This is a genomic window from Cryomorphaceae bacterium, from assembly GCA_017798125.1.
Taxonomy (GTDB): Bacteria; Bacteroidota; Bacteroidia; order Flavobacteriales; family ECT2AJA-044; genus ECT2AJA-044.
The window spans coordinates 83,789-108,678 of record CP059070.1 but is presented as its reverse complement, the minus strand read 5'-3'; the positions used below and the strand labels follow the sequence as shown (position 1 = coordinate 108,678).

Annotated in this window: 19 protein-coding genes and 1 pseudogene; 9 read left to right on the top strand and 11 right to left on the bottom strand. The window is 49.2% G+C overall.

Annotation, left to right across the window (positions count from 1 at the left end):
• Positions 1 to 5: 5 nt before the first annotated feature.
• The gene (locus HZ996_00475; GenBank protein QTN37671.1) at positions 6 to 1,289 is read left to right on the top strand and encodes an amidohydrolase family protein; all 1,284 of its coding nucleotides are present in this window, start codon (positions 6 to 8) and stop codon (positions 1,287 to 1,289) included.
• Positions 1,290 to 1,356: 67 nt separating this feature from the next.
• Here the strand turns inward: HZ996_00475 and HZ996_00470 are convergent, their stop codons facing one another.
• Genes HZ996_00470 through HZ996_00445 form a run of 6 tightly spaced genes read right to left on the bottom strand, consistent with a single transcriptional unit; the run spans position 1,357 to position 9,438 of the window.
• Positions 1,357 to 4,593, bottom strand: coding sequence for a PD40 domain-containing protein (locus tag HZ996_00470; protein ID QTN37670.1), 3,237 nt, complete (start codon positions 4,591 to 4,593; stop codon positions 1,357 to 1,359).
• 40 nt (positions 4,594 to 4,633) lie between these two features.
• Positions 4,634 to 5,374, bottom strand: coding sequence for a hypothetical protein (locus tag HZ996_00465; GenBank protein ID QTN37669.1), 741 nt, complete (start codon positions 5,372 to 5,374; stop codon positions 4,634 to 4,636).
• Positions 5,375 to 5,384: 10 nt separating this feature from the next.
• Positions 5,385 to 7,091, bottom strand: a complete 1,707-nt coding sequence (locus HZ996_00460; protein ID QTN37668.1) for a Na+ dependent nucleoside transporter — start codon at positions 7,089 to 7,091, stop codon at positions 5,385 to 5,387.
• Positions 7,092 to 7,100: 9 nt separating this feature from the next.
• Positions 7,101 to 7,709 carry a bifunctional nuclease family protein gene (locus HZ996_00455; protein ID QTN37667.1) on the bottom strand — a complete coding sequence of 203 codons (609 nt, stop codon included), beginning with the start codon at positions 7,707 to 7,709 and terminating at the stop codon, positions 7,101 to 7,103.
• Positions 7,710 to 7,715: 6 nt separating this feature from the next.
• Positions 7,716 to 8,672: an electron transfer flavoprotein subunit alpha/FixB family protein gene (locus tag HZ996_00450; GenBank protein ID QTN37666.1), complete on the bottom strand. Its 957-nt coding sequence runs from the start codon at positions 8,670 to 8,672 to the stop codon at positions 7,716 to 7,718.
• Between the two features lie 19 nt (positions 8,673 to 8,691).
• Complete coding sequence (locus HZ996_00445) at positions 8,692 to 9,438, bottom strand: electron transfer flavoprotein subunit beta/FixA family protein (GenBank protein QTN37665.1); 747 nt, start codon at positions 9,436 to 9,438, stop codon at positions 8,692 to 8,694.
• Positions 9,439 to 9,516: 78 nt separating this feature from the next.
• On the opposite strand from HZ996_00445, the gene HZ996_00440 reads away from it, so the two are divergent.
• The 3 genes from HZ996_00440 (at position 9,517) to HZ996_00430 (ending at position 13,346) form a co-directional block, all read left to right on the top strand.
• Positions 9,517 to 10,497 (top strand): pyruvate dehydrogenase complex E1 component subunit beta, encoded by a 981-nt coding sequence (locus tag HZ996_00440; protein QTN37664.1) that lies wholly within the window; start codon positions 9,517 to 9,519, stop codon positions 10,495 to 10,497.
• A 21-nt stretch (positions 10,498 to 10,518) separates the two neighbouring features.
• Positions 10,519 to 12,651, top strand: a complete 2,133-nt coding sequence (locus HZ996_00435; protein ID QTN37663.1) for a sodium-translocating pyrophosphatase — start codon at positions 10,519 to 10,521, stop codon at positions 12,649 to 12,651.
• An 80-nt stretch (positions 12,652 to 12,731) separates the two neighbouring features.
• Positions 12,732 to 13,346 (top strand): deoxynucleoside kinase, encoded by a 615-nt coding sequence (locus HZ996_00430; GenBank protein QTN37662.1) that lies wholly within the window; start codon positions 12,732 to 12,734, stop codon positions 13,344 to 13,346.
• On the opposite strand, the gene HZ996_00425 is transcribed toward HZ996_00430, so the two are convergent.
• Both HZ996_00425 and HZ996_00420 read right to left on the bottom strand, forming a co-directional pair.
• The gene (locus HZ996_00425) at positions 13,330 to 14,145 is read right to left on the bottom strand and encodes a hypothetical protein (GenBank protein QTN37661.1); all 816 of its coding nucleotides are present in this window, start codon (positions 14,143 to 14,145) and stop codon (positions 13,330 to 13,332) included. The two genes, HZ996_00430 and HZ996_00425, sit on opposite strands and share 17 nt — an antisense overlap.
• Positions 14,142 to 15,665: pseudogene (locus HZ996_00420) on the bottom strand (GH3 auxin-responsive promoter family protein). Before HZ996_00420 ends, HZ996_00425 begins: the two are co-directional and overlap by 4 nt.
• 57 nt (positions 15,666 to 15,722) lie before the next feature.
• On the opposite strand from HZ996_00420, the gene HZ996_00415 reads away from it, so the two are divergent.
• Positions 15,723 to 16,523: a DUF2797 domain-containing protein gene (locus HZ996_00415; GenBank protein ID QTN37660.1), complete on the top strand. Its 801-nt coding sequence runs from the start codon at positions 15,723 to 15,725 to the stop codon at positions 16,521 to 16,523.
• 1 nt (position 16,524) lies between these two features.
• Here HZ996_00415 and HZ996_00410 read toward each other — a convergent pair whose 3' ends face one another.
• Both HZ996_00410 and sppA read right to left on the bottom strand, forming a co-directional pair.
• Entirely contained in the window at positions 16,525 to 17,205 is a 681-nt protein-coding gene (locus HZ996_00410) for a queuosine precursor transporter (GenBank protein QTN37659.1), read from the bottom strand.
• Between the two features lie 4 nt (positions 17,206 to 17,209).
• A complete protein-coding gene (gene sppA, locus HZ996_00405; GenBank protein ID QTN37658.1) occupies positions 17,210 to 18,958 on the bottom strand; it encodes a signal peptide peptidase SppA in 1,749 nt (582 codons plus the stop codon).
• A 69-nt stretch (positions 18,959 to 19,027) separates the two neighbouring features.
• Between sppA and folK the strand changes: the two genes are divergently transcribed.
• From folK to HZ996_00390, 3 genes are all read left to right on the top strand, one after another.
• On the top strand, positions 19,028 to 19,501 hold the full coding sequence (folK, locus tag HZ996_00400; GenBank protein ID QTN37657.1) for a 2-amino-4-hydroxy-6-hydroxymethyldihydropteridine diphosphokinase: 474 nt from the start codon (positions 19,028 to 19,030) through the stop codon (positions 19,499 to 19,501).
• On the top strand, positions 19,488 to 20,126 hold the full coding sequence (locus HZ996_00395; protein ID QTN37656.1) for a deoxynucleoside kinase: 639 nt from the start codon (positions 19,488 to 19,490) through the stop codon (positions 20,124 to 20,126). Before folK ends, HZ996_00395 begins: the two co-directional genes overlap by 14 nt.
• A 101-nt stretch (positions 20,127 to 20,227) precedes the next feature.
• Positions 20,228 to 21,586, top strand: coding sequence for an OmpA family protein (locus HZ996_00390; GenBank protein ID QTN37655.1), 1,359 nt, complete (start codon positions 20,228 to 20,230; stop codon positions 21,584 to 21,586).
• A gap of 60 nt (positions 21,587 to 21,646) precedes the next feature.
• Here the strand turns inward: HZ996_00390 and HZ996_00385 are convergent, their stop codons facing one another.
• Entirely contained in the window at positions 21,647 to 22,189 is a 543-nt protein-coding gene (locus tag HZ996_00385) for an RNA methyltransferase (GenBank protein ID QTN37654.1), read from the bottom strand.
• A 74-nt stretch (positions 22,190 to 22,263) separates the two neighbouring features.
• Between HZ996_00385 and mutS the strand changes: the two genes are divergently transcribed.
• Entirely contained in the window at positions 22,264 to 24,849 is a 2,586-nt protein-coding gene (mutS, locus tag HZ996_00380; GenBank protein ID QTN37653.1) for a DNA mismatch repair protein MutS, read from the top strand.
• The last annotated feature ends 41 nt before the right edge of the window (positions 24,850 to 24,890 follow it).

Genomic DNA, 24,890 nt, shown 5'->3' with positions numbered 1-24,890 from the left:
GCACCATGAAAAGATTGAATCTCATTTTAGCTTTACTGTGGAGTGTTGTGGCGGTCGCTCAAATTCCAAGTCCAGGGGCCCCTCAGGAGGGACCTATTGCGATTATTAATGGTACGGTCCACGTCGGAAACGGCGAGGTGATCGAGAATGCCTACATCTTTATTGAAGAGGGTAAAATTAAGGCTGTTGGAGATGGTTCGGCCATTCGGATTGACGCTTCTGCCTATGATATCATTGACGCAGAGGGAGGTCATATTTATCCGGGGCTCATTCAACTGAATACCACCCTTGGACTAGAGGATATATCAGCCGTACGTGCTTCTCGTGATGACCGCGAGGTGGGGGCATTGACCCCGAATGTGCGCAGTTTGATCGCGTACAATACGGACAGTTGGCATATTCCGGCACAGCGCCATTTAGGCGTTCTCCTGGCGCAGCCAACCCCTCGCGGGGGATACTTACCCGGAACCTCCTCGGTGGTCCAGTTGGACGCCTGGAATTGGGAAGATGCAGCATACGCTCTAGACAATGGACTTCACCTTTCTTGGCCTTCACCAACCTACGGAGCACGCTGGTGGCTTGGGGAAACCGAGCGTCGCGAAAACCGAGATTATGGTGAGCAAGTAGCCATGATCGATCAGATCTTCAAGGATGCCCAAGCCTATGCTGCATTTGAAGAAGATCAAGCTTCTAATTTGAAGTTGGAGGCCATCCTTCCCGTATTTGGCGGGGAGAAGATTCTCTTCATTCAGGCAGCCCGTCGGCAGCAGATTATCGAGGCGGTGCAATGGGCCCAAAAGATGGAAATCCCAAAAGTGGTGATCGTAGAGCCGCGTGATGCAGGCTTGTGTATCGACTTCCTCGCAGAAAACGAGATCCCGGTCATCCTGCCTCAAGTACACGCCTTGCCGAATCGAGCCGATGCCTCTCTGGACGAACGTTTTGATCTACCCCTTCGTTTGCACAAAGCAGGTGTCTTGGTGGCTTTGAGCTACGACGATCTTCAAGAGGCCCGGAATTTGCCCTTCTTTGCTGGTACAGCCGTAGCGGGGGGACTTGACTATGAGGTTGCTTTGAGCATGATTACGGCAAACCCGGCAAAAATCCTCGGGATTTCAGACCGCACCGGTACCCTTGAAGTTGGAAAAGATGCCAACTTGATCATCTCTTCTGGAGACTTATTGGATATGCGAACGAACGATGTTCGGGTGGCCCTCATTCAAGGGCGTAAATTGGATCTATCCGGTCCTCAGCAGAAACTCTACGAGAAATACCAAAACAAGCCGTAAACCTTTCGGCCTACGGCTTGCTGTTGATTACTTAAGCGTCGCTGCTCTTTGAAGCAGCGGCGTTTTTTTATTCAAGGCCTTCGAGCATGACCTCTACTGCTTTTTCAAGCTGAGGGTCTTTCCCAACCGCTGCGTCAGCAGGAGTCAATACCACTTCGTAGTCGGGCTGAAGCTCCTGGTTTTCCAAGTAGTTTCCGTCCCAGTCTATCGTACCCACCATCGGTATTCCAAAGTACATGGAGTTGTTCATCAAGGTCTCCCACCATACGGCAGTGGCTGTTCCCGCCACAGGAGTTCCAATCAGCGGACCGATGTCTAAGGTCTTGTAGGTCCATGGGAAGAAGTGCGCGTCCGAATAATTGGACTCACTCATCAATACGCAGGATTTGCCTTTCCATTTGCCCATGGGCTCATGTCCTAGGTCTTGACCACGTGGAACCAAGTTCACGTAGGCCTTACCGCTTAAGAAGGTCGCCAACTCATCGTGCAACCATCCGCCACCGTTAAAACGCGTGTCCACGATCAATGCGTCACAGTCGTAGTAGCGCCCCAGGGCTTCTTCATAGACCGTACGCATACTGGCGTCGTTCATTCCGCGAACGTGAACATATCCAACTTTTCCACCGGAGAGTTCTTCCACTTCCTTGCGGTTGGTTTCCACCCATCGTTCATACAACAACTGGTTCTCATAACCTCGGCTGATGGCGCGAATGCGCACATCTTCCTCCTTGCCGTCATTGCTCACGGTTAGGAGCACTGTTTCACCCGCTTTGCGGTTGAACCAGCCCCAAGGGTTTTCTCCGGCCTTAATCTCGCGACCATCAACGGCCTTCACAACAGTACCGGCTTTAAATGGTGAGTCTTTGTAATCTCCGGGTCCATTTTTCAATACTTCCGTAATGGTCAATCCATCAGCATCTTGAGTCCAGTCGAAGAGCATTCCGAAGACGCCCGTTTGGTCATCTCCATAGCTGCCGCCAAAAGCGCCGGATCCCGTATGAGAAGCGTTTAATTCTCCAAGGAGCTCGCTCATCAATTCGGCGAAATCGTCGTTGTTGGTCATCTCCTTTACTTTGGGCTCATAGGCTTCCTTGTAGAAAGCCCAATCAACACCCTGCATGTCCTCTACATAGAACTTCTTCAGGGTTTGACGCCATACGTGCTCGAAGAGGTATTCACGCTCTCCCTGAGGGTCTAAACGTACTTCAGCATCGACGGAAACACGTTCGGTCTTTCCACCGGCCAAAGCAATTTTACTGAAACCGCCTCCCGTAGATACGTAGACGTGCTTGCGATCCTTGTCCAACTCCCAGTTACCGAAGCTTCGGCCCAAGCTGGCAACGGATTCCATTTCGCGTTTGTAAAGGTCCCATTCATATAGGCCCCACTTGCGATTGACGTATGAGAAGAGGTAGAGTTTATCTCCGTCCTTGTTGAGGAATCCTCCTCCATAAGATCCACTCATTGGAGTTAGACGGGCCTTTCTTTCGTGGACGCCATCCATGTCGTAGACCATCGCCTTTTCATCAGCGTCCTCATCATCATCTTTCTTTTTCTTCTTGGACTTTTTATCGTCGTCTTCATCTCCGTCATCGTCCTTTCCTTCATCCTCTTTCATCTCTTTCCAGAGCTCATACTCTTGCTCATTCAAACGATACTTATCCCAAGCAGCCTGCGTGAGGAATAGAGCATAAAGATCCCAAGAACCTCCGCGGCCTTGGAGATTGGTGTTCCCGTGACGGTTGCTTCCCCACAGCATGATTTCACCACCTGCCTCAAAGCTGGCTCCCCAATCATTGAATCCGGAACGGGTCATGTCAATGGGCTCTTCTTCGCCACTGGCGGCGACAAGGCCGATATCCCCGATCCACTGCTTCCCAGGCAGGTATTCAACGAAGAACCATTTACCATCAGGAGACCACTCGTAGTACTGGTCGCCGTCGGCATAACTATAGTTGTACTGCGCAGGGAGAACGGTTCTCGTGTCTCCACTCTCAATGTTGAGGACCTTCAACACTACGCGCTCTTCCAAGTAGGCCACTTCTTTTCCATCTGGAGAATACTGTGCTTGAAACTCTTCCTCTGGGTTGTCCAGTAGGGCCTTTTCATTGAGTAAAGTTGAACTGTAAAAATACTTCTCGTCTTCACGAGCGATTTCCGACTCATAGATGTTCCAAGATCCATCCCGCTCTCCGGCGTAGAGGATTTTTCGTCCATCTGGGTGGAAGTCCACCGAGCGCTCTTGTTCTGGAGTGTTGGTTACTCTCTTGGTCCACGATCCGTCTACGGAAGTCACGAAAACTTCTCCGCGGTAGATAAAGGCAATTTCCTTTCCGTTCGGGCTTACTGAAAAATCAGAAGATCCCGATGCGCGCAAGATTTCGTAGTCATTCTCTTTTGCGTCATCGCGCAAGGTAACGGTCACCTTGAGCGGATCGCTTCCTTCGCGTTGTGTGTAGAGCTCACCATGATAGCTGTAGCACAAGAGCCCATCGTTGCTCACAGACAACATCCGTACAGGGTGATTCTCGAGAGAGCTTACCTGGGACATGCTGCCATCTGCACCGCGCTTAACCACATTGAAGCTGTTGCCATACATTTCGCTGGTGTAGTAAATGCCGTCAGAAGATGGATCCCAAACAGGATAGAGGTCCTCGCCTTCGTAGGTGGAAAGTTTGGTATAGCTGCCATCGGCAAAGTTGTACTGCCAGATATCACGGGTAACTGCGGAGGTGTGATGCTTCCGCCAGAAGTCTTCATAGCCTTTCCAGTCGTGGAAAATGATGGAGCTTCCGTCTGCATTGTAACGTGCGTTTTCCGCAGCAGTGGTCAAGAGCTGTACGGGACGTCCGCCGTTCACGGGGACTTGGTACAACTCTCTTAAACCTCCAGAGGGGAACTGTCGGTTGCTCGCAGCATCCTGCCGTGAGGCAGAAAACAAGACCGCAGATCCGTCAGGGGTAAAGTCACTGGGGTGATCGCCGCTGCTGGCGTAAGTCAACCGAGTTGGGGTGCCGCCGTTCGCATCAATCACGAATACGTCATAGTTTCCGTAGCGATCACTGGCAAAGGCAATTTTGGATCCGTCGCGGGACCAAACCGGTTCGTAATCGTAGGCGGGATGTGTGGTCAATGGACGAGCTTCGCCACCATCTCTGGAGACCAAATAGAGGTCGCCTTGGTAGCTGAAAACGATTTGTGTTCCGTCCGGGGAAATCGCCGGATAGCGCATCCATGAAGGATTCTGCGCGCTTGAGGCAAATGCAGTAGCCAGCCCCACGAATAGTAGAATTAGTCTTTTCATGTTTAAGTGATTCTTGTTAAAGGACCGAGAAGTTAGGAAATTATTTGACAATCAGGGAGTCCCGAACATTCAGGTCCTCCAAGGTCATGGCGAAGTCAACCCCAGAAATGGGGACTTCTATTCCTCCTTCGGCTTTGTGGTCTAAAGCGACCATTACTCCGGTTCGGGTTGCGACCCAATTCTCCCACGTGAATTCCATCCCGCCGATGGGAATAATCTGAACCCACATTTGCCAACTCTCGGGAATTCCACTTTCGGAAAGATGCCATAAGTAAGTGTCTCCGGGTGTTGTTCCCCCAGAACTGTAGCTCACCTTAAGCGCGGGCCCTCGATCCGTTTCGACATACTCACGACTCGTCCCTGGGTCACGGGCCTTGAGGGGGGCAATGAGCCAGAAGCTATCATTATTAAAGTAGTCCCAAGCGGTGTTGATCTTTTCAGTTTTGTCCTCACCCGATAGTTCCGATTCAAAGACAAAGGCTTTGCCGTCTTTGGTGTCTGGGTGTAAATAGACGGTGAATTCATCCCATTTTACGCGAACGAGGTGTGCTTCCTTGTTCCAGAGGTAATGATGTGCTCCGCGAAAGCTCCACATGGCAAAGGCCGTTGAATCCCATGCTGATTTGCCCACGGCGTCAAACATTAGATCAGTCAGCTCTTCCGCTTCGGGGCCTTCGATGCCCTCAGGCATTTCATCAGAAAGGGTGTATTGTACAACCAAGATGGCTCCCATGAGGATCACGATAAAAATGAGGGCACCAATCAAAACCTTCTTGAACATAGACAAGGATTTAGATGAGCATTCCGACAATAACGGCTGTAAACAGAGAGGCCAAGGTTCCGCCGATCAAGGCCTGAATCCCCAGTTCGCTTAAGGTAGTTTTCCGGCCTGGCGCCAAGGCTCCGATTCCGCCGATTTGAATACCGATGCTCGAAAAGTTCGCAAAGCCACACAAAATGTACGTAGCAATGATGACTGATTTTTGCTCAGCAAATTTGCCGGTTTCTTTGAGCTCGCCCATGCTTACATAGGCCACAAATTCGTTCAAGATGGTCTTCTCGCCTAAGAGTTGTCCTACGAGGACCATGTCTTCTTTAGCCACACCCATAAGCCAGGTAATCGGTGCCAAGGCGTATCCCAAGATGAACTGCAGTGAAAAGCTCTCGTATTGACCTTCGGTGAAGTTGTTCACCCAAGTATTCAATCCGGTTTGCGCACCGATGAAGTCTCCCAATAAATAATTGAGCATGGCAATGAGGGCAATGAACACCAATAGCATGGCCCCTACATTAACAGCTAAGCGTATACCCTGTAGCGTACCATTCGTTATGGCTTCGAGTGCGTTCTTTCCAATACGTTCTTTGGAGATGGACATCTCTTCGTTGAACTTCTCTGTTTCTGGAACCAGTAGTTTGGCCCCTACGATGGCCGCCGGTGCTGACATCACTGAGGCGGCAAGAAGGTGCTTGGCAAAGAAGATCTTTTCGGCGTCGCTATCTCCGCCCAAGAAGCCAATATAGGCTGCGAGTACGCCTCCAGCTATGGTGGCCATTCCACCTGACATTAAGCACATCAATTCCGATCGAGTCATCTTCTCGATGTAGGGTTTGATCAAAAGTGGAGATTCGGTTTGCCCAAGGAAGATATTACCTGCGGCAGCTAAGCTCTCTGCACCACTTAGTTTAAGCGTTCGTTTCATGAGCCAGGCGAACCCATAAACGACTTTCTGAAGTATGCCGTAGTAAAAGAGGAGGCTTGTGAGGGCAGAGAAAAAGAGAATAGTAGGTAGGACTTGGAAGGCGAAGATGTAACCGAAGCCGTCGAGGTCCGTAACCAGTGAACCAAAGATGAATTCGGACCCAGCCGTGGTAAAGCTCAATAGGATTACGAAGGCTTCACTCAGCCAATCGAAGATGTTTTTTATAAACTCAACCTTGAGGATGGCAAAGGCAAAGATTAGCTGAATGCCAATGCCCTTCATCACCAATGACCAGTTGATCGCTTTTCGGTTGCTGGAAAACAACCACCCCAACAAGACGAGTACGGCTAGGCCCAGCAGCCCTCGAAGGATTCCAGTAAAGGTGATGTTGTCGAAACTGCCGGTGTCGAATTCTTCTTCGACAACCTTCGGTTCATTCGACGAAGAGATAGACGGGCGCTGAAAGGTGTAGTTGACCCCATTTTCTTGAAGGGTCAATAGGCTGTCGCCAGAAATTATCAGATGGTAGAACCGGACCGTGTCATTTGGCCGGTCGTACGCAAAACGCAAGCGGTCACCGTTGTATTCCCATTGACCCGCCGCAACTAAATTAATGGAGGTTAAGCCGTAGGAAAAGGTTCCATCGGATGAGACGTGCATCGAGTCCGTTTTGCTTACGGAGCGAAGGGTGTCTCCGCTTTCGGAAAGAATGGATTTAAATTGCCAATGACCAACGGGGTCCTGGGCCGACAGAATAAATGGAGTAAGAAGAAGTAGGACAGCCCAGATGCGCTTCATAGCGCCAAGTTAATTTTTTTTCCGCTTCTCGATCTCATCTCGGATGGCAGCAGCTTTTTCGTAGTCTTCCTTATCGATGGCGTCTTGCATCAACGTTTGGAGCTGTTCCTCATTGAGACCTGAAAAGTGTTCTTTGCTTTGCTCAGGTGCGCTTTCAAGGGCCTCTTCAATTTCTGTTTCTACTTCCGAATCTCCTGGGTTTTCTTCTTCAAGTATGATACCCGCAGCCTTCAGGATTTCTTCGTAGGTGAAGATCGGGCACCCAAAGCGCACCGCAAGCGCTACAGCGTCTGAGGTTCGAGCATCGAGAGTTACTTCGTCTCCGTCTTGAAGGCACACAAGGCTGGCGAAGAATACGCCATCCTGGAGTTTGTGAATGAGAACTTCTTGCAAGCCAATCTGAAATTCATCGGCAAACTGCTTGAACAAATCGTGGGTTAGTGGACGGGGGGGGACCACGTCTTTCTCCAAGGCAATGGCGATGCTTTGCGCTTCAAAACCACCGATAATAATGGGTAAGCGACGATGCCCTTGTTCTTCAGAAAGAACTAGGGCATATGCACCACTCTGGGTTTGACTGTAAGACAGTCCCACAATGTTCAGGCGAACTTTTTTCATCCCAGTTTAGGCGTTGCCTTTGAAGGATTTAATCGCCGCAGTCAATTTTGGGACTACGTCAAAGGCATCTCCAACGATCCCGTAATCAGCCGCCTTGAAGAAAGGTGCTTCGGGATCTTTGTTGATGACCACGATGTTCTTGCTAGCGTTGACACCAGCCAAATGTTGAATGGCTCCAGAGATGCCGACAGCAATATAAAGTTGTGGGTTGATGGCTATTCCCGTTTGTCCAACGTGCTCGCTGTGAGGTCTCCATCCGATATCAGAAACGGGCTTGGAACAGGCCGTACCCGCATCCAGTACTCCGGCTAATTCTTCAATCATATCCCAGTTCTCAGGTCCCTTAAGGCCTCGGCCTGCGGATACCACCAGTTCCGCTTCTGGGAGTGGAATTTTCCCTTTTGCACGGTCCACAGAAACAGAGTTCAAATTACTTGAAGCTAGAGATGCGCTGTGACTCGCTGATTCAGAAGATCCGCCAAACTCCTCAACACCAATGGCATTTGGAATGATCGTGATGATGTTTTTGTCGCGATTGCTCTGATAGAATGCAAATCCTTTGCTCGAGAAGCTCTTGCGCTTTACCACCATAGGATTGGCACTTTCTGGCAGTGCTACAGCATTTGAAATCAACGCTGCTCCGGCTTTTACAGCCAAGAGTGGGGCGACTGATCCTCCGTTATTCGTGTTGCTAATAACAAAACTTGAAGCTCCTTCAGCTTCCGCAATTTCGGCTAGGGCAGAGGCGAAGGTGTCGTTTCCGAAGCTGGTTAAGTTCGATACGTTGACGGTCTTCGTCGCGCCGTAGGCGCCCAAATCAGTAGAATCACTTACCTCGCCAAAGGTTACGGCAATGGTAGATCCTCCGGTCATATCAGCTACGCGCTTGGCGTAACTCACGGCCTCGAATGTGGCCTTCTTAAAGTTACCTTCCCAGGTTTCTGCAAATACTAGTACGGACATGTCAATTCTTTCTTTTGGATTAAATCACCTTCGCTTCTTCGTGCAATAAACGAACGAGCTCGTCGACGTTATCGGCATCAATCATTTTACAATCTCCTTTCTCTGCAGGACGTTCGTACTTCGAAGTAGTCGTTGCTCGATCAGCGTCTGCAGCGGCAACCACGTTTAATGGCTTTTGACGAGCCATCATAATTCCGCGCATGTTGGGGATGCGCAAATCTTTTTCCTCTACAAGTCCTTTCTTTCCGGCAATTACCAACGGAAGCGAACCGCTCAATGTTTCTTTACCACCGTCGATTTCACGAACCGCAGTGAAGTTCTCTCCTTCGACGTCCATTCCAATACAGGTTTGGATAAAAGGCATATTCAAAAGGGCAGCGACCATTCCAGGAACTTGTCCGCCGTTGTAATCGATGGCTTCTACACCACAGATGATGAGGTCAAAGCTCTTTTCTTTGGCAACAGCGGAAATCTGCTCGGCAATGTAGTAGCTGTCGTCTGCCGCGGCGTCTACGCGAATGGCTTCGTCTGCTCCGATGGCCAATGCCTTGCGCAGCGTTGGCTCAGTTTCAGCTCCTCCTACATTCAGAACGGTGATGTGACCGCCGTGTTTTTCCTTTAAGAAAAGGGCTTTGGTCAAGCCAAATTCGTCGTTTGGTCCGATGATGTATTGCACGCCATCTTTGACGAATTCTGTATCGTTATTGGTGAAGTTGATTTTTGAGGTGGTGTCGGGAACATGCGAAATGCAAACCAGTATATTCATCCTTCTTCTCGTATTTCGAAATGGAGAGCAAATTTAGTCATTTAATTCTTATTTTTGCCGTCCTAAACGCTGAGGACAATGAGGGAAATTCAATTCCGAGAAGCTGTTTGTGAAGCCATGAGTGAAGAGATGCGTCGCGACGAGCGCGTTTATCTCATGGGTGAAGAAGTTGCCGAATACAACGGGGCCTACAAGGCTTCCAAGGGCATGCTCGATGAGTTCGGGCCCAAGCGTGTGATCGACACCCCAATTGCGGAGCTTGGATTTGCCGGTATCGGTGTAGGATCAGCCATGAACGGACTCCGACCAATTATCGAATTCATGACCTTCAACTTTGCACTTGTTGGGATCGATCAGATCATCAGCAACGCAGCGAAGATGTACCAGATGTCTGGTGGTCAGTTCAATATTCCAATCGTATTTCGCGGGCCCAGTGGATCTGCTGGGCAGTTGGGAGCAACCCACAGCCAGAGTTTCGAAAACTGGTATGCGAATACCCCGGGTTTGAAGGTTGTTGTTCCTTCTGATCCAAAAGATGCTAAAGGTCTTTTGAAGAGTGCTATTCGCGATGATGATCCTGTCTTGGTGATGGAATCGGAGCAGATGTACGGAGACAAAGGCTTGGTACCTGAAGGTGAATACCTGATTCCAATTGGGAAAGCCGAAGTCAAGCGAGCCGGTAATCACGTGACAATCGTTTCTTTTGGTAAGATCATTAAGCACGCCTTTACAGCAGCCGAGCAATTGGCTAAGGAAGGGATAGAGTGCGAAGTGATTGATTTGCGCTCAGTTCGTCCTATTGACTACGATACAGTTATTCAGTCAGTGAAAAAGACCAATCGTATGATCGTTCTCGAAGAGGCTTGGCCACTAGCCAATATCTCTACGGAATTGACCTACATGGTTCAAAAATATGCTTTCGACTTTCTTGACGCTCCCGTCAAGAAAATCAACACGCTCGACACGCCTATGGCTTATGCCCCGACACTCGTGGAAGAATTCCTTCCTCAGGTGGACGATGTGGTTAAAGCAGTGAAGAGCGCATTATATATTTCTTAATAAACCCAAATCTAAAGTTTCATGGAAAATCTGGTGTACGTATTACCGGTCTTCGGTATCATCGCACTGGCGTTCGTATTTATTCGCAGCGCTTGGGTCTCTAAGCAAGACGAAGGAGACGAAAAAATGGCCACAATTGCCAAGCACATTGCCGACGGGGCAATGGCGTTTTTGAAGGCAGAATACCGAATCTTGGCCATCTTCGTAGTGGCTGTAGCCGCTCTATTGGCGTTTAAAGGATCTACCGAAGCGGATTCGAGCCCAATGGTTGCCGTTTCCTTTATCATCGGTGCCATCTGTTCTGGATTGGCCGGATTCATCGGAATGCGCATTGCAACGAAAGCCAACGTTCGAACGACACAAGCCGCTCGTACCTCTTTGGGTCGTGGTTTGGAAGTAGCCTTCGGCGGAGGATCTGTAATGGGCCTTGGTGTTGTTGGACTCGGAGTTCTTGGATTGAGCATCTTGTTCTTGCTTTACAGCGGACAAGGATGGTCAATTGCTAAAGTATTGAATGTCATCTCTGGCTTCTCTTTGGGAGCCTCATCTATTGCCTTGTTTGCACGTGTTGGTGGAGGTATCTACACCAAAGCGGCTGATGTAGGTGCTGACTTGGTCGGTAAAGTTGAAGCGGGTATTCCTGAGGATCACCCATTGAACCCTGCAACGATTGCGGATAACGTAGGAGACAACGTAGGTGATGTTGCCGGAATGGGAGCTGACCTTTTCGAGTCATTCGTTGGATCCATTATTGGAACCATGGTATTAGGAGCTGCCTTTGTAGCCCTTCCAGGTTTTGCGGGTCAGTTTGACGGTCTTGGAGCTGTATTGCTTCCATTGACTTTGGCCGGTGTTGGAATCGTTGTTTCGATCTTGGGAACATTCTTCGTTCGTGTGAAGGAAGGTGGTAACCCCCAATCAGCATTGAACCGCGGTGAATTTATTTCTGCAGGTATGATGCTCGTTGCATCTTACTTCATTATTACCTGGATGCTTCCAGAGGCTTGGACCTTCAAAGGTGTTGAGTACTCTGCAATGGGCGTTTTCTGGGCAACGATTGCAGGTTTGGTAGCTGGTCTTGGTGTTGGTTCCATCACTGAGTTCTACACTGGAACCGGAAAGAAACCAGTAATCAATATCGTAGAGCAGTCTGAGACGGGTTCAGCGACGAATATTATTGCCGGTTTGGGAGTAGGTATGATGAGTACCGCTATTCCAATTTTGATCATCGCTGCTGCGATCATGGTATCTCACCACTTCGCAGGATTGTACGGTATTGCCATCGCTGCTGTAGGTATGTTGGCGAATACGGGAATTCAGTTGGCTGTAGATGCTTACGGTCCTATTTCAGATAACGCTGGAGGTATCGCCGAAATGAGCGAATTGCCACCTGAAGTACGTGAGCGTACAGATAAATTGGATGCTGTAGGTAATACTACTGCTGCCATCGGAAAAGGATTTGCTATCGCCTCTGCTGCATTGACGGCTTTGGCCTTGTTCGCAGCCTTCATGCAGACCGCAGGTATTGAATCCATTGACATTTCTAATCCTAAGGTAATGGCGGGTCTCCTCGTTGGAGCGATGTTGCCATTTGTATTCTCAGCCCTTTCTATGGGTGCTGTAGGTCGTGCGGCCATGGCAATGATTCAAGAGGTACGCCGTCAGTTCAACAATATTCCTGAATTGAAGGCTGCTTTGGATGTTATGCGTAAATACGATGCGGACATCAGCAAAGCAACTCCAGAGGATCGCGCCATCTTTGACGCTGCGGACGGAAAAGCGGAATACGACAAATGTGTTGATATTTCTACCCGTGCTTCTTTGCGCGAGATGATTATGCCGGGATTGTTGGCGATTGCCGCTCCTGTAATTGTAGGATATACCTTTGGTGCTGAGACCCTAGGAGGTCTTTTGGCAGGGGTGACTTCTGCAGGGGTATTGATGGCGATCTTCCAGTCGAATGCTGGTGGAGCTTGGGATAACGCCAAGAAAATGCTCGAGGAGCAAGGAAAGAAAGGTACCGAAGCGCACAAAGCTGCGGTAACTGGAGATACCGTTGGAGATCCATTTAAGGATACTTCTGGTCCATCATTGAACATCCTTCTTAAGTTGATGTCTGTTGTGGCCTTGGTTATCGCTTCTGGATTGGCTTAATCAACCACTCGAAATAGAATAGAAAGGCCCCGCTTTGGCGGGGCTTTTTTTATATTTTAGCGTGGACCAAACCAAGGGATATGCACATCGCCATTGCCGGCAATATCGGCGCCGGAAAGACCACGCTGACCAAATTACTCTCCAAGCATTACAACTGGACACCTCATTTCGAAGATGTGGATGACAATCCGTATTTGGATGATTTCTACAACGAGATGCAGCGGTGGTCCTTCAATCTTCAGATTTACTTTTTGCGCAGCAGATTTGCGCAGATAAAGGAGATACGGGATAGCGGAAAGGATGTGATCCAGGACCGTACCATTTATGAGGACGCCCATATTTTTGCGCCGAACCTCCACGCGATGGGGCTCATGACCAGTCGCGATTTTGAGAACTACATGAACCTCTTCGAGCTCATGGACAGTTTTGTCCCTTCACCGGATATGCTGATCTATTTGAGAGCATCTGTTCCGACCCTGGTGGATCAGATTCAGAAAAGGGGTAGGGAATATGAATCGAGTATTCGAATTGATTACTTGAACCGCCTGAATGAGCGCTATGAAGCATGGATCAGCGAGTATGACAAGGGAAAGCTCTTGGTCATTGACGTTGATGATTTGAATTTCATCGACAATCAAGAAGATCTAGGTAGTGTGATTAACCGCGTTGAAGGTGAAATCAACGGCCTATTTTAAGGTAGTGTAGCTGGTTCTGTCCTAGCAAATACACATACTCTTCAGTGATTTGATATTTGCTCCATGAACCCAAGTTGGGTAGAGCAACTCGTTTTTCTTGGCGAAGCTTTGGGTCGAAAATCACGAGTTCTTGTTCGGTCAAGTAATACACCTTATAGTTCATTACTTGAAATTCATCTGGCGTTGAGATGGGTAGGGCGCGGATGAAATTTCCGAAAAGGTCAAACTGCAAAAGCTCTTCACCACTGTTGTTGATGTAGACATGGTTGATGGTTTGCAGCAAGTAAGAAGGCGTGACTTCACGACCAATGGCCTGACTCAAGTTGAGGCTTTCTAAAGCTGGCTTTTGGTCGGGGACACTCCATTTGATCAGCTTGTCTGTACTTTGATCGTAGAACCACAAAGAGCGTTGGTCTGTGGTCTTCACCCATTGGACATCGTAGAATCCGTAATCGTCTAGTCTTATGGGGCTGATGATGGGGTTCAAACGGTTATCTAGAACCTGAACCGTGAAGAAGTCGCGGTAGTACAACAGCAGGTCCATGCTGAGGAAAGGGTCCACATAGGTAATGGAGTCAAACGAGGGATCGGAAAAGCGGTACAGGACTTCCGCCTTGCTGTCAATTTTTACGATTTCCTCACCCTGGAGTAAGTATGCGTTACCGAAGCGATCAACTCCGAAATCCTGAGCGGGGTCAATATCAAGAGACTTCTCCCAGCGGAGTTGTAGGTCCTGTGCAAGGGTATATCGGCCCGTGAGGGCCAAAAGGAAGACTAAGAAGTAAATAGACTTCGTCATTGATTCATTTCAATCAGCTCACTGAGGTAGTCCCGATGGTTGGCTAGGCGCGGAACTTTGTTTTGGCCACCCAATTTGCCACGCTGCTTCATCCATTCAAAAAAGAGTCCCGGACGGGCAATGTGCACAACAGGCGGTTGCAGGGCCATGTTTTTGTGTCGTTTAGCTTCGTAGTCCGTATTCAGTACTTTGAGGGTGGAATCAAAGGCATCAACAAAGAAACTCAAGTCTTTGGGCTCTCGCTCAAATTCTATGACCCATTCGTGAGCTCCGCTTGCGCCATCCTTCATATAAACGGGTCCACCGGTATATTCGCGCACTTGCGCACCGGTTTTTTCGCAGGCGATGGCTAAGGCGCGCTCCGCATTGTCTTGTATGAGCTCCTCCCCAAAGGCGTTGATGAAGTACTTTGTGCGGCCTGTAATCCGGATGCGGAAGGGGTAGAGCGACGTGAATTCGATGGTGTCTCCAATTTTGTAGCGCCACAGTCCCGCATTGGTGCTGATTATCACGGCGTATTGCTGTCCAATGACCACTTCATCCAAGCCGATGGCCTTTGGCGAATCAGAAAGCCATTCCCCTTCGGGCAAGAACTCATAAAATATTCCGTAGTCCAGCATCAGGAGCATGTCATCTGAATCGAGTTGATCCTTGATGGCAAAGAAACCCTCGGAGGCGTTGTAGGTTTCGATGTAGTGCATATCGTCCCGAGGGATCAGCTGTTTGAATTGCTCCCTGTAGGGCGTAAACGCAACACCCCCGTGAATAAACAATTCCAAATCAGGCCAGACTTCCAATAGATTGTCTTTACCCGTTGCCTCAAGGACCTTGTGGCAGGTGACCAGCATCCAGGAGGGAACCCCAGTAAGGGAGGTCACATTCTCCTTGATGGTGATTTCGACGGTTTTGTCGAGCTTCTCCTCGAAATTTTCGATAAGCGCCGTTTTGTTGTCCGGGGTGCTCAAGAAGTCCGCCCAGAAGGGAAGGTTGTTCACGAGGATAGCACTCAAATCCCCGTAGTAGCTGTTGTTCGAAGGGTCGATGCTCGTAGCGCTCCCAGCCATCATCAAGCTCTTCCCCGAGAACATCTGCGTATTGGGGTTGAGATTGCAATAAATTGAAAGCATGTCCTTTCCCGTATTCAAGTGACATTCCTCCAAGCTCTCTTGTGAAACGGGTAAAATTTACTCCCGCTGTGCCGTGGTCCCGCTGGATTTAGCGAACCACTTGATCTCTGTCGGCCAAAGAATGTTCTGTTCTCCTTTACGCTGACGGTCGATGAGTGGGACTAAATCTTCATAGCTGACAATGGGGACGCGGTTGCGGTAATCCTCGTAGTTGCGGATATCCTCAAATCCGTGGTGCAGTCCGTATTCGGTCTCCCGCGCACTTCGGACCAGCTTCATCTGCCATTCCCGCTGGACCTCAAGCGGGTACTTCATGAAGAGCTCAATCTCGTGGAAGCGCTTCTTCATGACCCAAGCCATGACGTTGTTAATCAAAGGAAATTTTACCGGCATCGAATGCGTAACTTGGACGTCTAAGATAGTCATTGTTGTAAATCCTATTTCAGGCGAATGGAAAGCTATACGGGGCCTTTGGCCAAGATGAAAACGGAACTCGATACTCCCACCAAATACACGCTCAGGCTCGGTGAACACGAGTTGTACATGAACGATTTTATAGGTCGGACTTTGGGTCTTCACTATACGGGCCAAATACGCTGCTTTTGCGGCGAGATGAAGACCAAGACCTATCGTCAGAATTTTTGCTACAACTGTTTTTGGGAAAAGCCTCAAGCTGGAGATCCCATCTTCCATCCCGAAAGGTCTCAGGCTCACCTCGGGATTGAAGATCGAGATCTAGAATGGGAGAAGGCCAATCAGCTTCAGCCGCACATCGTTTATTTGGCGGTTTCCAGCGGCCTTAAAGTGGGCGTGACCAGAAAGCAGCAAGTGCCGACCCGTTGGATTGACCAAGGCGCGAGTTACGCCATACAACTGGCGGAAACGCCGAATAGGTACTTGGCGGGTGCTATTGAAGTAGCGCTCAAGGAGTACTTGAACGATAAGACGGCTTGGCAAAGAATGCTCAAGAATGACGTTCCTGATCTGGACCTACGGTCCGAAAAGCACCGCGTCTCAAAGCTCCTTGACGAAGAACTCCGACAGTACGTGATTGATGACGATAGTATTACGGATATTGAATATCCCGTTGAAGCCTATCCGTCGAAAACCAAAAGCTTGAATCTTCAGAAAGTGGAGCGCTTCGAAGGAGCATTGACCGGGATCAAGGGTCAGTACTTAATCTTTGGGGACAACGCGGTTTTTAATGTTCGGAACAACGAGGGGCTGATTGTGGAGCTGACCGTGGACTGATTTACCAGTTTAATTCTTGACCATGAGCTAAAGCAAACCGCTTTTTAAACCACCCTACCGCGGCATAAATCAAGATCGTGTCCAGAACAGCGCACAGGATTTTGAAGGTCCAACCGTCCCAAATCATCTGCCCGATGTCGGCAACCGGAGCAATCCCAATGAAGATCACGCTCACCACCAGTGTTGTGTCTACGAGCTGGGAGAATACGGTGCTGAAGTTATTCCGCAACCAGAGGTGTTTTCCCTTGGTTAGGTTCTTCCAGAAGTGAAAGATGCGGATATCGACGAGCTGGGCAGCCAGGTAGGCCAACATGGATGCTGAAATCACCCGCCACGAATTTTGAAAGACAGTTCCGTACTGATCATCGTTCACTGGCGAGCCTTCAATCGCGGGGAATTGATGGCCCAGCCAAAGAATAAACAGCACAAAAAGGCTCGCGGCAAAACCGGCATAAACGACTTCGTTGGTTCGCTTTCTACCGTAGATTTCGCTAAGAATATCTGTGATCAAAAAGGTTATGGGGTAGGGCAAGACCCCTGCTGAAATCACGAAAGTCTTGAAGCCCAAGTCGATCGAGATAAACTTATTGGCAATGAGGTTGCACGCCACTAAGGCTGTAACGAACAGTGCGGCTAAAAAGAGGTAAATCTGTTGCGCGCGGCGCTTGTCAGAATCCGACATCCGATTATCGCAGCTCTAGTGTAAATGGCATGCGGGCCTGGTACCCATGCATGTGTTGAATATGTTCCATCTGCTCGAAGTACGGATAGAGCGGTCCTAGTTTGTTTTTCATCGCACGAACCTCCATGCTCCCGGTCAACTCTTCGATGAGCTCTTGGATGGGATCCTTACGTTCCGGTAGGGACATAATTCGGTACTTCTCAACTTCTCCGCGTTCTGCTGCTAAGGCGAGTGCTTCGTTGATTCCCCCAAGTTCGTCCACGAGACCGATTTCCAGGGCGTCCGCACCGCTCCAAACACGTCCTTGACCAATGCTGTCTACATCGGCAACATCCATAGCTCGGCCTTCGGCCACATGGCCAATGAAGTCTGCATAAATATCTTCAATGATGTGCTGGATTCGCGCATATTCGAAATCGTTCAATCCACGGGTAGGATCACCAAAATCAGCGTGGGCATTGGTGACAACTTGATCGAAGTGGATGCCCATTTTATTGTTGAGTAATTCTTCCGGGTTGAACAAAACTCCAAACACTCCGATGGACCCTGTGATCGTTGTTGGTTCCGCGAAAATGTGGTCTGCTTTACAGCTAATGTAATAGCCGCCTGAAGCCGCCAAGTCACCCATGGAAACAATGACCGGTTTTTCGGCCTTCGCTTTTTCCATTTCGCGAAGAATAACGTCAGATGCCAGGGCATCTCCACCTGGAGAGTTTACCCGAAGAACAATGGCTTTAACTTTATCATCTCGACGAGCCTTTCGAATAGCTCTGGAAATTCGGCCCGATCCAATTTGATATTCAGATCCTTCTCCCGAAATGATATCCCCTTGCGCATAGATCACAGCAATGTAATCGGTGGTGACCGGGCTTGAGGCTTTCACATTTTTCAATTCACTTAAACTGAGAAATCGCGCTTCTTCATCTTCTTCTTGCTCGAGTTGGCCGCGCACCATAGAGTACACTTCATCCCTATAGGTCAAAGCGTCAACCAAACCAGCATCTAGGGCATCTTCCCCTAAGAAAACGGCAAAACTATCCGCGGCAGCGTTGAGTTCGTCCGCACTCATTTCACGACTTTCCGCAATTTGGTCAATGGTCGCATCCCAAATAGATCCGATAAAAGCCTCCGTTTGTTCTTTGTTCGCCGGAGACATATCGTTGCGCAGATACGGTTCAACGGCACTCTTGAATTTTCCATGGCGGATGACCTGGGGCTCTACGCCAATTTTGGCTAAGAAATCCAAGGGGAATCCAACCTGCGCTTGAAGACCTTTAAATTCCATTGCCCCTTCGGGATTCAACAATACGCTATCCGCTACAGAGGCCAAGTAATAAGCTCTTTGGGTGTAGCCTTCGCTGTAGGCGTACACAAACTTACCGCTGGAACGAAAGTCTTCCAATGCTCGGCGGATTTCTCGAAGACTGGCATAACCGGTTTGAGGAAAGGTGATTTCAAGGAGTATTCCCTTAATCTTATCGTGGTCCTTGGCCTTCTCGATTTGATCTACGAGATCGTGTAGGCCAATGGCTTCGGTAATTTCCCCGCTGAAGGGGTCAAAGTTTTCAAAAGGGCTTTCCGTCGTTCGGTCGTAAATAAGACCGTTGAGATTTAGCTTGAGTACGTGATCATCTTTCAATTTAACCTCCTCACTTCCAGTACTGGCGATGGCCAATAAAATGAGAAACGAGAGTAGAGAAAAAAGAAAAATCCCGACGACAGTGGCCAGGGAGAATTTCAGGAACTGACGCATGGCGAATGATTTAGAATGCAAAGGCAAGTTATGAATTCCCTAGCGCTCTGAGAAGTCTATCTTTGCGCTGTGACCGCAACACACGAATACTACGTCGCATTGGGATCCAACATGGGAGACCGAGAAGAGCACCTGCGCTGGGCGGTAAATTATCTGAACCAGTCCGGAACGGTTACCGCTCGTTCTCATCGCTATGGAAACCCGCCCATGGGTTTTGATAGTTCGGAAGCCTTTGAAAATGCCGTAGTAGTGTGGAGAACATCCTTAGCACCTGAAGAAGCGCTAAGCTATGTGTTGGAAGGAGAGCGAATGAGGGGTCGCCCTAGACGGGCCGATGGTGCTCCCTACGAGGATCGACCCATCGACATTGATTTGCTCACTTGGTCGGGTAAGAACTGGGAAAGCGACTCATTATCTTTGCCCCATCCTCGGATGAACGAACGAGCATTTGTCCTTGTTCCACTGGCCGATGTTCTGGGAGACCAATCCGTTATACCTGAAGAGTTAAATACAGATGAACTCATAGATCTTGGGTCCTTATAACTACATAGCCATAGAAGGCAACATTGGAGCCGGAAAGACAACGCTTTCCGAATTATTGGCCAGGGATCATGGAGCAAAGCTCGTCCTCGAACAATTCTCGGACAATCCGTTCCTGCCTAAGTTTTACGAAGATCGTGACAAGTATGCCTTTCCCCTTGAAATGAGCTTCCTTGCCGAGCGCTTTCAGCAGTTATCGGAACAGATACCCTCAGGAGATCTATTTTCTTCCTTTACCGTATCCGACTACTTTGTGCTCAAGTCCCTCATTTTTGCCGAGGTCAACCTACCACGCGATGAATTTGAATTGTACCGCAGAATCTTCAATCTCATGTACAAGCAAATTCCAAAACCTGATTTGCTCGTCTATCTTCATCGCGATGTGGATGATTTACAGCGGCAAATCAAGCTCAGAGGACGCTCGTATGAACAGGACATCCCCAACGATTACCTAGAAGACGTTCAGCGGAGTTACTTCGCCTTCTTAAAGCAACAAAAAGACCTTCGAATCCTGGTGCTAGAGTTGGGTAAGCTGGATTTTGTGAATCAGGTCGAAGCTTATGAAGAAATTTGTTCCACTATAGTAGAGCCGCGCAACCCTGGCATGACGATCCAATGTCTAGGTTAATTCACAATTCATCGTTGACAATTTATTTTCAAAACAATATGAAAAGGCCTAGAAACCTTAACTTTGTTTGAAATATGTTGAAAATCTACAACCCAACTATCATGAAAAAGATAGCCTTTTTACTGGCTTCTGCAGTTCTTCTTTCTTCTGCAGTAAGCGCTCAGGAATCTGAAAAAACTAAGGATAAGTACAATACCTGGTCTGCAGGTGTACATTTTGGAAACCTTCTTTCCATTGATGAAGGAAAAGGATTTCTTACGGATGGATTGAACGACGAAGTCGGATTTGATTTGGGTTACGGCGTTCATGTAACCAAAAGCTTCAATCACGTTTTTGCGTTGCGCTTACAAGGTTTGTTTGGAAACGTGACCAGTGGTATCACTTCTGGAGCGTATACCGAAACCTCAATGACTAATCTTAACGTTGCTTTGAAGATTAACATTACCAATTGGACATTGAGCCGAAAAGAGAGTCGTAAGGCATTTTTCTATGCGACTGGTGGAGGTGGATTGGCCTTCTACGGAACAGATAATTACAATCCAGATGGATCCCTAAATGCGAGTGTTTCCGGAGAAAGTGCTGGTTTGTATGCGCTGGGTCTCGGAGTCACTTTTAAGCTGACGGATAACCTAAACTTGGATTTGAGTACTACCTCACACTTCATCGGAACCGATGGTTTTGACGGATTTACTCCTAACGCCGATGGCCGTGATGCAGTCTTGTATACCGCTCTTGGCGTGAACTACATTTTCGGTAAAAAAGAGCAGTCTGCCGACTGGGTCAACCCAATGGATCAGATGTACATGGATCTGACCAACATGCAGACGACTGTAGATGAGATTTCAACGGATACAGATGGCGACGGAGTTGCCGATATGTACGATGCGGAGAACAACACTCCCGCTGGAGTAGCTGTGGATGGTCGCGGACGTGCCTTTGACGTAGACGGTGATGGAGTTCCTGATCACGTTGATGAGGATCCATTTACGCCAAAAGGAGCAACGGTAACTCCAGACGGACGTGAGGCAGACAGCGACGGTGACGGAGTGCCCGATAGCCGTGATCGCGAGCCAAACACTGAAGCTGGCGAGTTGGTGAACTTCCAAGGGGTGACTATTCCATCAGGAGAGCTGAACGGGGCTTACATGCCAAGCATTTACTTCTCTTTGGAGAGCAGCCAAGTAACGTATGCGAACTACGAGCGTTTGGCTTCTGTAGCGCGTGCACTCAAAATGAATCCAGATGCTGAAATCCGCATCGTAGGTCACGCAGACAAAACAGGAAGTGCTGAGTACAACGACAAGTTGGCGACTGCTCGTGCGCAAGCTGTGGCGGACCACTTGAACAAGTACTACGGTATCGAAATGGGCCGAATGGAAGTTGTTGGAAAAGGATTCAACGATCCATTGGCTGATGGACAAAACAAAATCAATCGTCGTGTAGACTTCGAAGTGAAGTAAGACGATCAGGGAAAAATAAAAGAGCCTCTCCTTTTGGAGGGGCTTTTTTTATGGCTTGAGTTAGGACTCGAGTTGAGCAAGCAAGGGCTTGACGGCCTCCCAAAGAACGATGCCGCTGGAGACGCTCACATTGAGGGAGTGCTTGGTTCCGAATTGCGGGATTTCGAGGCAGTTGTCACACGCGTCAATGACTTTTTGCTGCACGCCTTTGACTTCGTTTCCGAGAATTAAAGCCGCCTTAACGGCGCGATGAGGTTCCCAGTCGCGCAAGTCAACACTTCCCTCGGCTTGTTCTACTGCCGTGAGGCGGTATCCATCGGCCCGTAGGGCCTCAACCGCTTTCAAAGTGTCATCGAAGTACTTCCATTCGACGGTATCCGTGGCACCTAGTGCCGTTTTTTCGATTTCGCGGTGAGGAGGTTGTGCGGTAATGCCACAAAGGTAAACGGCCTCCAAACGAAAGGCGTCAGCGGTCCGGAAAACGGAGCCGACATTGTGTAGGCTTCGGATGTTGTCAAGCACCACAATGACCGGCACTTTTGGGGCCGATTTAAACTCGCCGTTGGATAGGCGATCGAGCTCGTGGATCCTTAGTTTTCTCATATATTCGTGGACTGCGCACAAAGGTAACCAAAGCGGCAGGAATCGTGGCCAAGAAGAAGAGTGAGACTCCTTTAATGAAACAGTATTACGGCATCAAGGGCAAGTACCCGGATGCCGTGCTTTTGTTTCGGGTCGGGGATTTCTACGAGACCTTTGGAGATGATGCCGTGAAGGCCTCTAAGATTTTGGGCATCACCTTGACCAAGCGCGGAAATGGCTCGGCCAACGAAGTCGCTCTGGCCGGTTTTCCTCATCACGCCATGGATACGTATTTGCCCAAGCTGGTTCGTGCCGGTGAGCGGGTAGCCATTTGCGACCAACTGGAAGAGCCCACCAAAGGCAAGAAAATTGTGGATCGCGGAGTGACGGAGCTCGTGACGCCCGGAGTCAGCTACAGCGATCAAGTTTTGGACAACAAGGCCAATCATTGGCTGGCTGCCGTGCATATGGGAGGCGTGCGCATGGGTGTGTCTTTCTTGGACCTCAGTACGGGAGAGTTTTTATTGGCGGAAGGTCGACCGGACTACATCGACAAGTTGATTCAGAGTTTCGGGCCGAAGGAGGTGCTTTATGAAAAGAAGTACAAGAAAGACTTCGTTGAGCAATTTGGAACTCGACTCTATGCCTACGGCCTCGAGGATTGGGTGTTTCAACGGGATTTCGCTCACGACACCTTGCTCAAACATTTTAAGGTCAAGAACCTTAAGGGCTATGGAGTGGACCACTTCGAAGCCGGTATTATTGCCGCTGGAGCCGCTCTTCATTACTTGGCCGATACCCAGCACGACCGTGTCAATCACATTCGGCAGATTCGCCGAGTAGAAGAGGATGACTACGTTTGGATGGATCGTTTCACCATCCGCAATTTGGAGCTTCTCTTTACCCCGCATGAGGGTGGAGTCACCCTATTGGATATCATGGACCAGACGGTGAGTCCCATGGGAGCGCGATTGATGAAGCGTTGGATTGCCCTGCCCTTAAAAGACATCGATCGGATACGAGAACGCCACGAGGTTGTCGGATTCTTAAAAGCTGAAGCGGCTCATCGAAATCTGCTGGTAGATGGGCTAAAAGAAATTGGGGATTTGGAGCGTTTGGTGTCCAAGGTGAGCACGGGACGCATCAATCCACGAGAAGTGAATCAACTTCATCGTTCCCTGGTGGCCCTCGAGCCCATCAAGAGCTTTGCGCAAACGAGCGGCCAAGCTTCCTTAAAGCGCATTTCCGAGCACCTAGACCCCTGTGCAGCGCTTCAGGAGTTGATTGCGGAATGCATGATGGAAGATCCACCCGTTCAAGTGAGCAAGGGTGGGGTGATTGCAGAAGGTGTGTCGGAGGAGCTCGATGAGCTACGGGGCATTGCGGCCAATGGAAAGCAGTTTCTCATAGAGCTGCAAGAACGCGAGAGTGCACGAACCGGGATCACGTCCCTCAAGGTCGCGTACAACAATGTATTCGGCTACTACTTGGAGGTTCGAAATACCTTCAAAGACAAGGTGCCCGAGGAGTGGATTCGAAAGCAGACCCTGGTCAGTGCCGAGCGCTATATTACCGAAGAACTCAAGGAGCTTGAAACGAAAATCCTCGGGGCTCAGGACCGCATTCTGACCTTGGAGACGAAGCTCTATCAGGAGCTCATTGCCGGAATCGCGGAGTACATTGACCCCATTCAGGTCAATGCACAATACTTGGCGCAGTTGGATGTGCTCAACGGTCTGGCCTTGCTGGCCGATGAAGCAAATTACGTTGCTCCAGAAATGGACGAGGAGTTTGCCTTGGATATTCGGGAAGGCAGACATCCGGTCATTGAAAAGCAATTGCCTTTGGGGGAGCAATACGTGAGCAATGATGTTCATCTCGATCGCGAATCACAACAGATCATCATGATTACCGGACCTAATATGTCGGGTAAAAGTGCATTGCTCCGTCAGACCGCCCTCATCAGCTTGATGGCCCAAATGGGAAGCTTTGTGCCGGCGAGCTCAGCCAAACTCGGCATTGTCGACAAGGTGTTCACTCGAGTCGGGGCCAGTGATAATATTTCCCTGGGGGAATCGACCTTCATGGTGGAGATGAATGAAACTGCGAGCATCCTCAACAACTTAAGTGAGCGCAGCCTTATTCTTCTCGATGAAATTGGACGGGGGACCAGCACCTACGACGGGATTTCCATTGCCTGGAGCATTGCCGAATTCATTCATGAGCACCCAACTCAGGCCAAGACCTTATTTGCGACTCACTATCACGAGCTCAATGAGATGACCGAGCGTTTTTCGCGGATTGCCAACTACAATGTCAGCGTCAAGGAGGTCGACAAAAAGATCATCTTCTTGCGCAAGCTGGTTCCCGGCGGCAGTAACCATAGCTTTGGTATTCACGTGGCTCAGATGGCGGGGATGCCCGCTGAGGTAGTGGGGAGGAGCAAAGAAATTTTGCGTCAACTGGAGCAGACCCACGCTGAGGATCTGGCCGGTGGACAGTCTACAGCCCGCGAAGTGTTGTCGGACCTTTCGAGTGAAATGCAGTTGAGCTTTTTTCAACTCGACGATCCCGTGCTGCAAAACATCAAAGAAGAGTTGATCAAGACGGACATCAATAACCTCACACCGGTAGAAGCGTTGATGAAACTGAATGAGATCAAAAAAATGGTCGGAGGCTAAAAGAATACTTGCCCTAAAGCAAATTTGTGTTAAATTTGCGA

Coding starts and splice junctions, on each gene's coding strand:
- HZ996_00475 (QTN37671.1), top strand. CDS start 6: ATGAAAAGATTGAATCTCATTTTAGCTTTACTGTGGAGTGTTGTGGCG.
- HZ996_00470 (QTN37670.1), bottom strand. CDS start 4,593: ATGAAAAGACTAATTCTACTATTCGTGGGGCTGGCTACTGCATTTGCC.
- HZ996_00465 (QTN37669.1), bottom strand. CDS start 5,374: ATGTTCAAGAAGGTTTTGATTGGTGCCCTCATTTTTATCGTGATCCTC.
- HZ996_00460 (QTN37668.1), bottom strand. CDS start 7,091: ATGAAGCGCATCTGGGCTGTCCTACTTCTTCTTACTCCATTTATTCTG.
- HZ996_00455 (QTN37667.1), bottom strand. CDS start 7,709: ATGAAAAAAGTTCGCCTGAACATTGTGGGACTGTCTTACAGTCAAACC.
- HZ996_00450 (QTN37666.1), bottom strand. CDS start 8,672: ATGTCCGTACTAGTATTTGCAGAAACCTGGGAAGGTAACTTTAAGAAG.
- HZ996_00445 (QTN37665.1), bottom strand. CDS start 9,438: ATGAATATACTGGTTTGCATTTCGCATGTTCCCGACACCACCTCAAAA.
- HZ996_00440 (QTN37664.1), top strand. CDS start 9,517: ATGAGGGAAATTCAATTCCGAGAAGCTGTTTGTGAAGCCATGAGTGAA.
- HZ996_00435 (QTN37663.1), top strand. CDS start 10,519: ATGGAAAATCTGGTGTACGTATTACCGGTCTTCGGTATCATCGCACTG.
- HZ996_00430 (QTN37662.1), top strand. CDS start 12,732: ATGCACATCGCCATTGCCGGCAATATCGGCGCCGGAAAGACCACGCTG.
- HZ996_00425 (QTN37661.1), bottom strand. CDS start 14,145: ATGACGAAGTCTATTTACTTCTTAGTCTTCCTTTTGGCCCTCACGGGC.
- HZ996_00415 (QTN37660.1), top strand. CDS start 15,723: ATGGAAAGCTATACGGGGCCTTTGGCCAAGATGAAAACGGAACTCGAT.
- HZ996_00410 (QTN37659.1), bottom strand. CDS start 17,205: ATGTCGGATTCTGACAAGCGCCGCGCGCAACAGATTTACCTCTTTTTA.
- sppA (QTN37658.1), bottom strand. CDS start 18,958: ATGCGTCAGTTCCTGAAATTCTCCCTGGCCACTGTCGTCGGGATTTTT.
- HZ996_00390 (QTN37655.1), top strand. CDS start 20,228: ATGAAAAAGATAGCCTTTTTACTGGCTTCTGCAGTTCTTCTTTCTTCT.
- HZ996_00385 (QTN37654.1), bottom strand. CDS start 22,189: ATGAGAAAACTAAGGATCCACGAGCTCGATCGCCTATCCAACGGCGAG.
- mutS (QTN37653.1), top strand. CDS start 22,264: ATGAAACAGTATTACGGCATCAAGGGCAAGTACCCGGATGCCGTGCTT.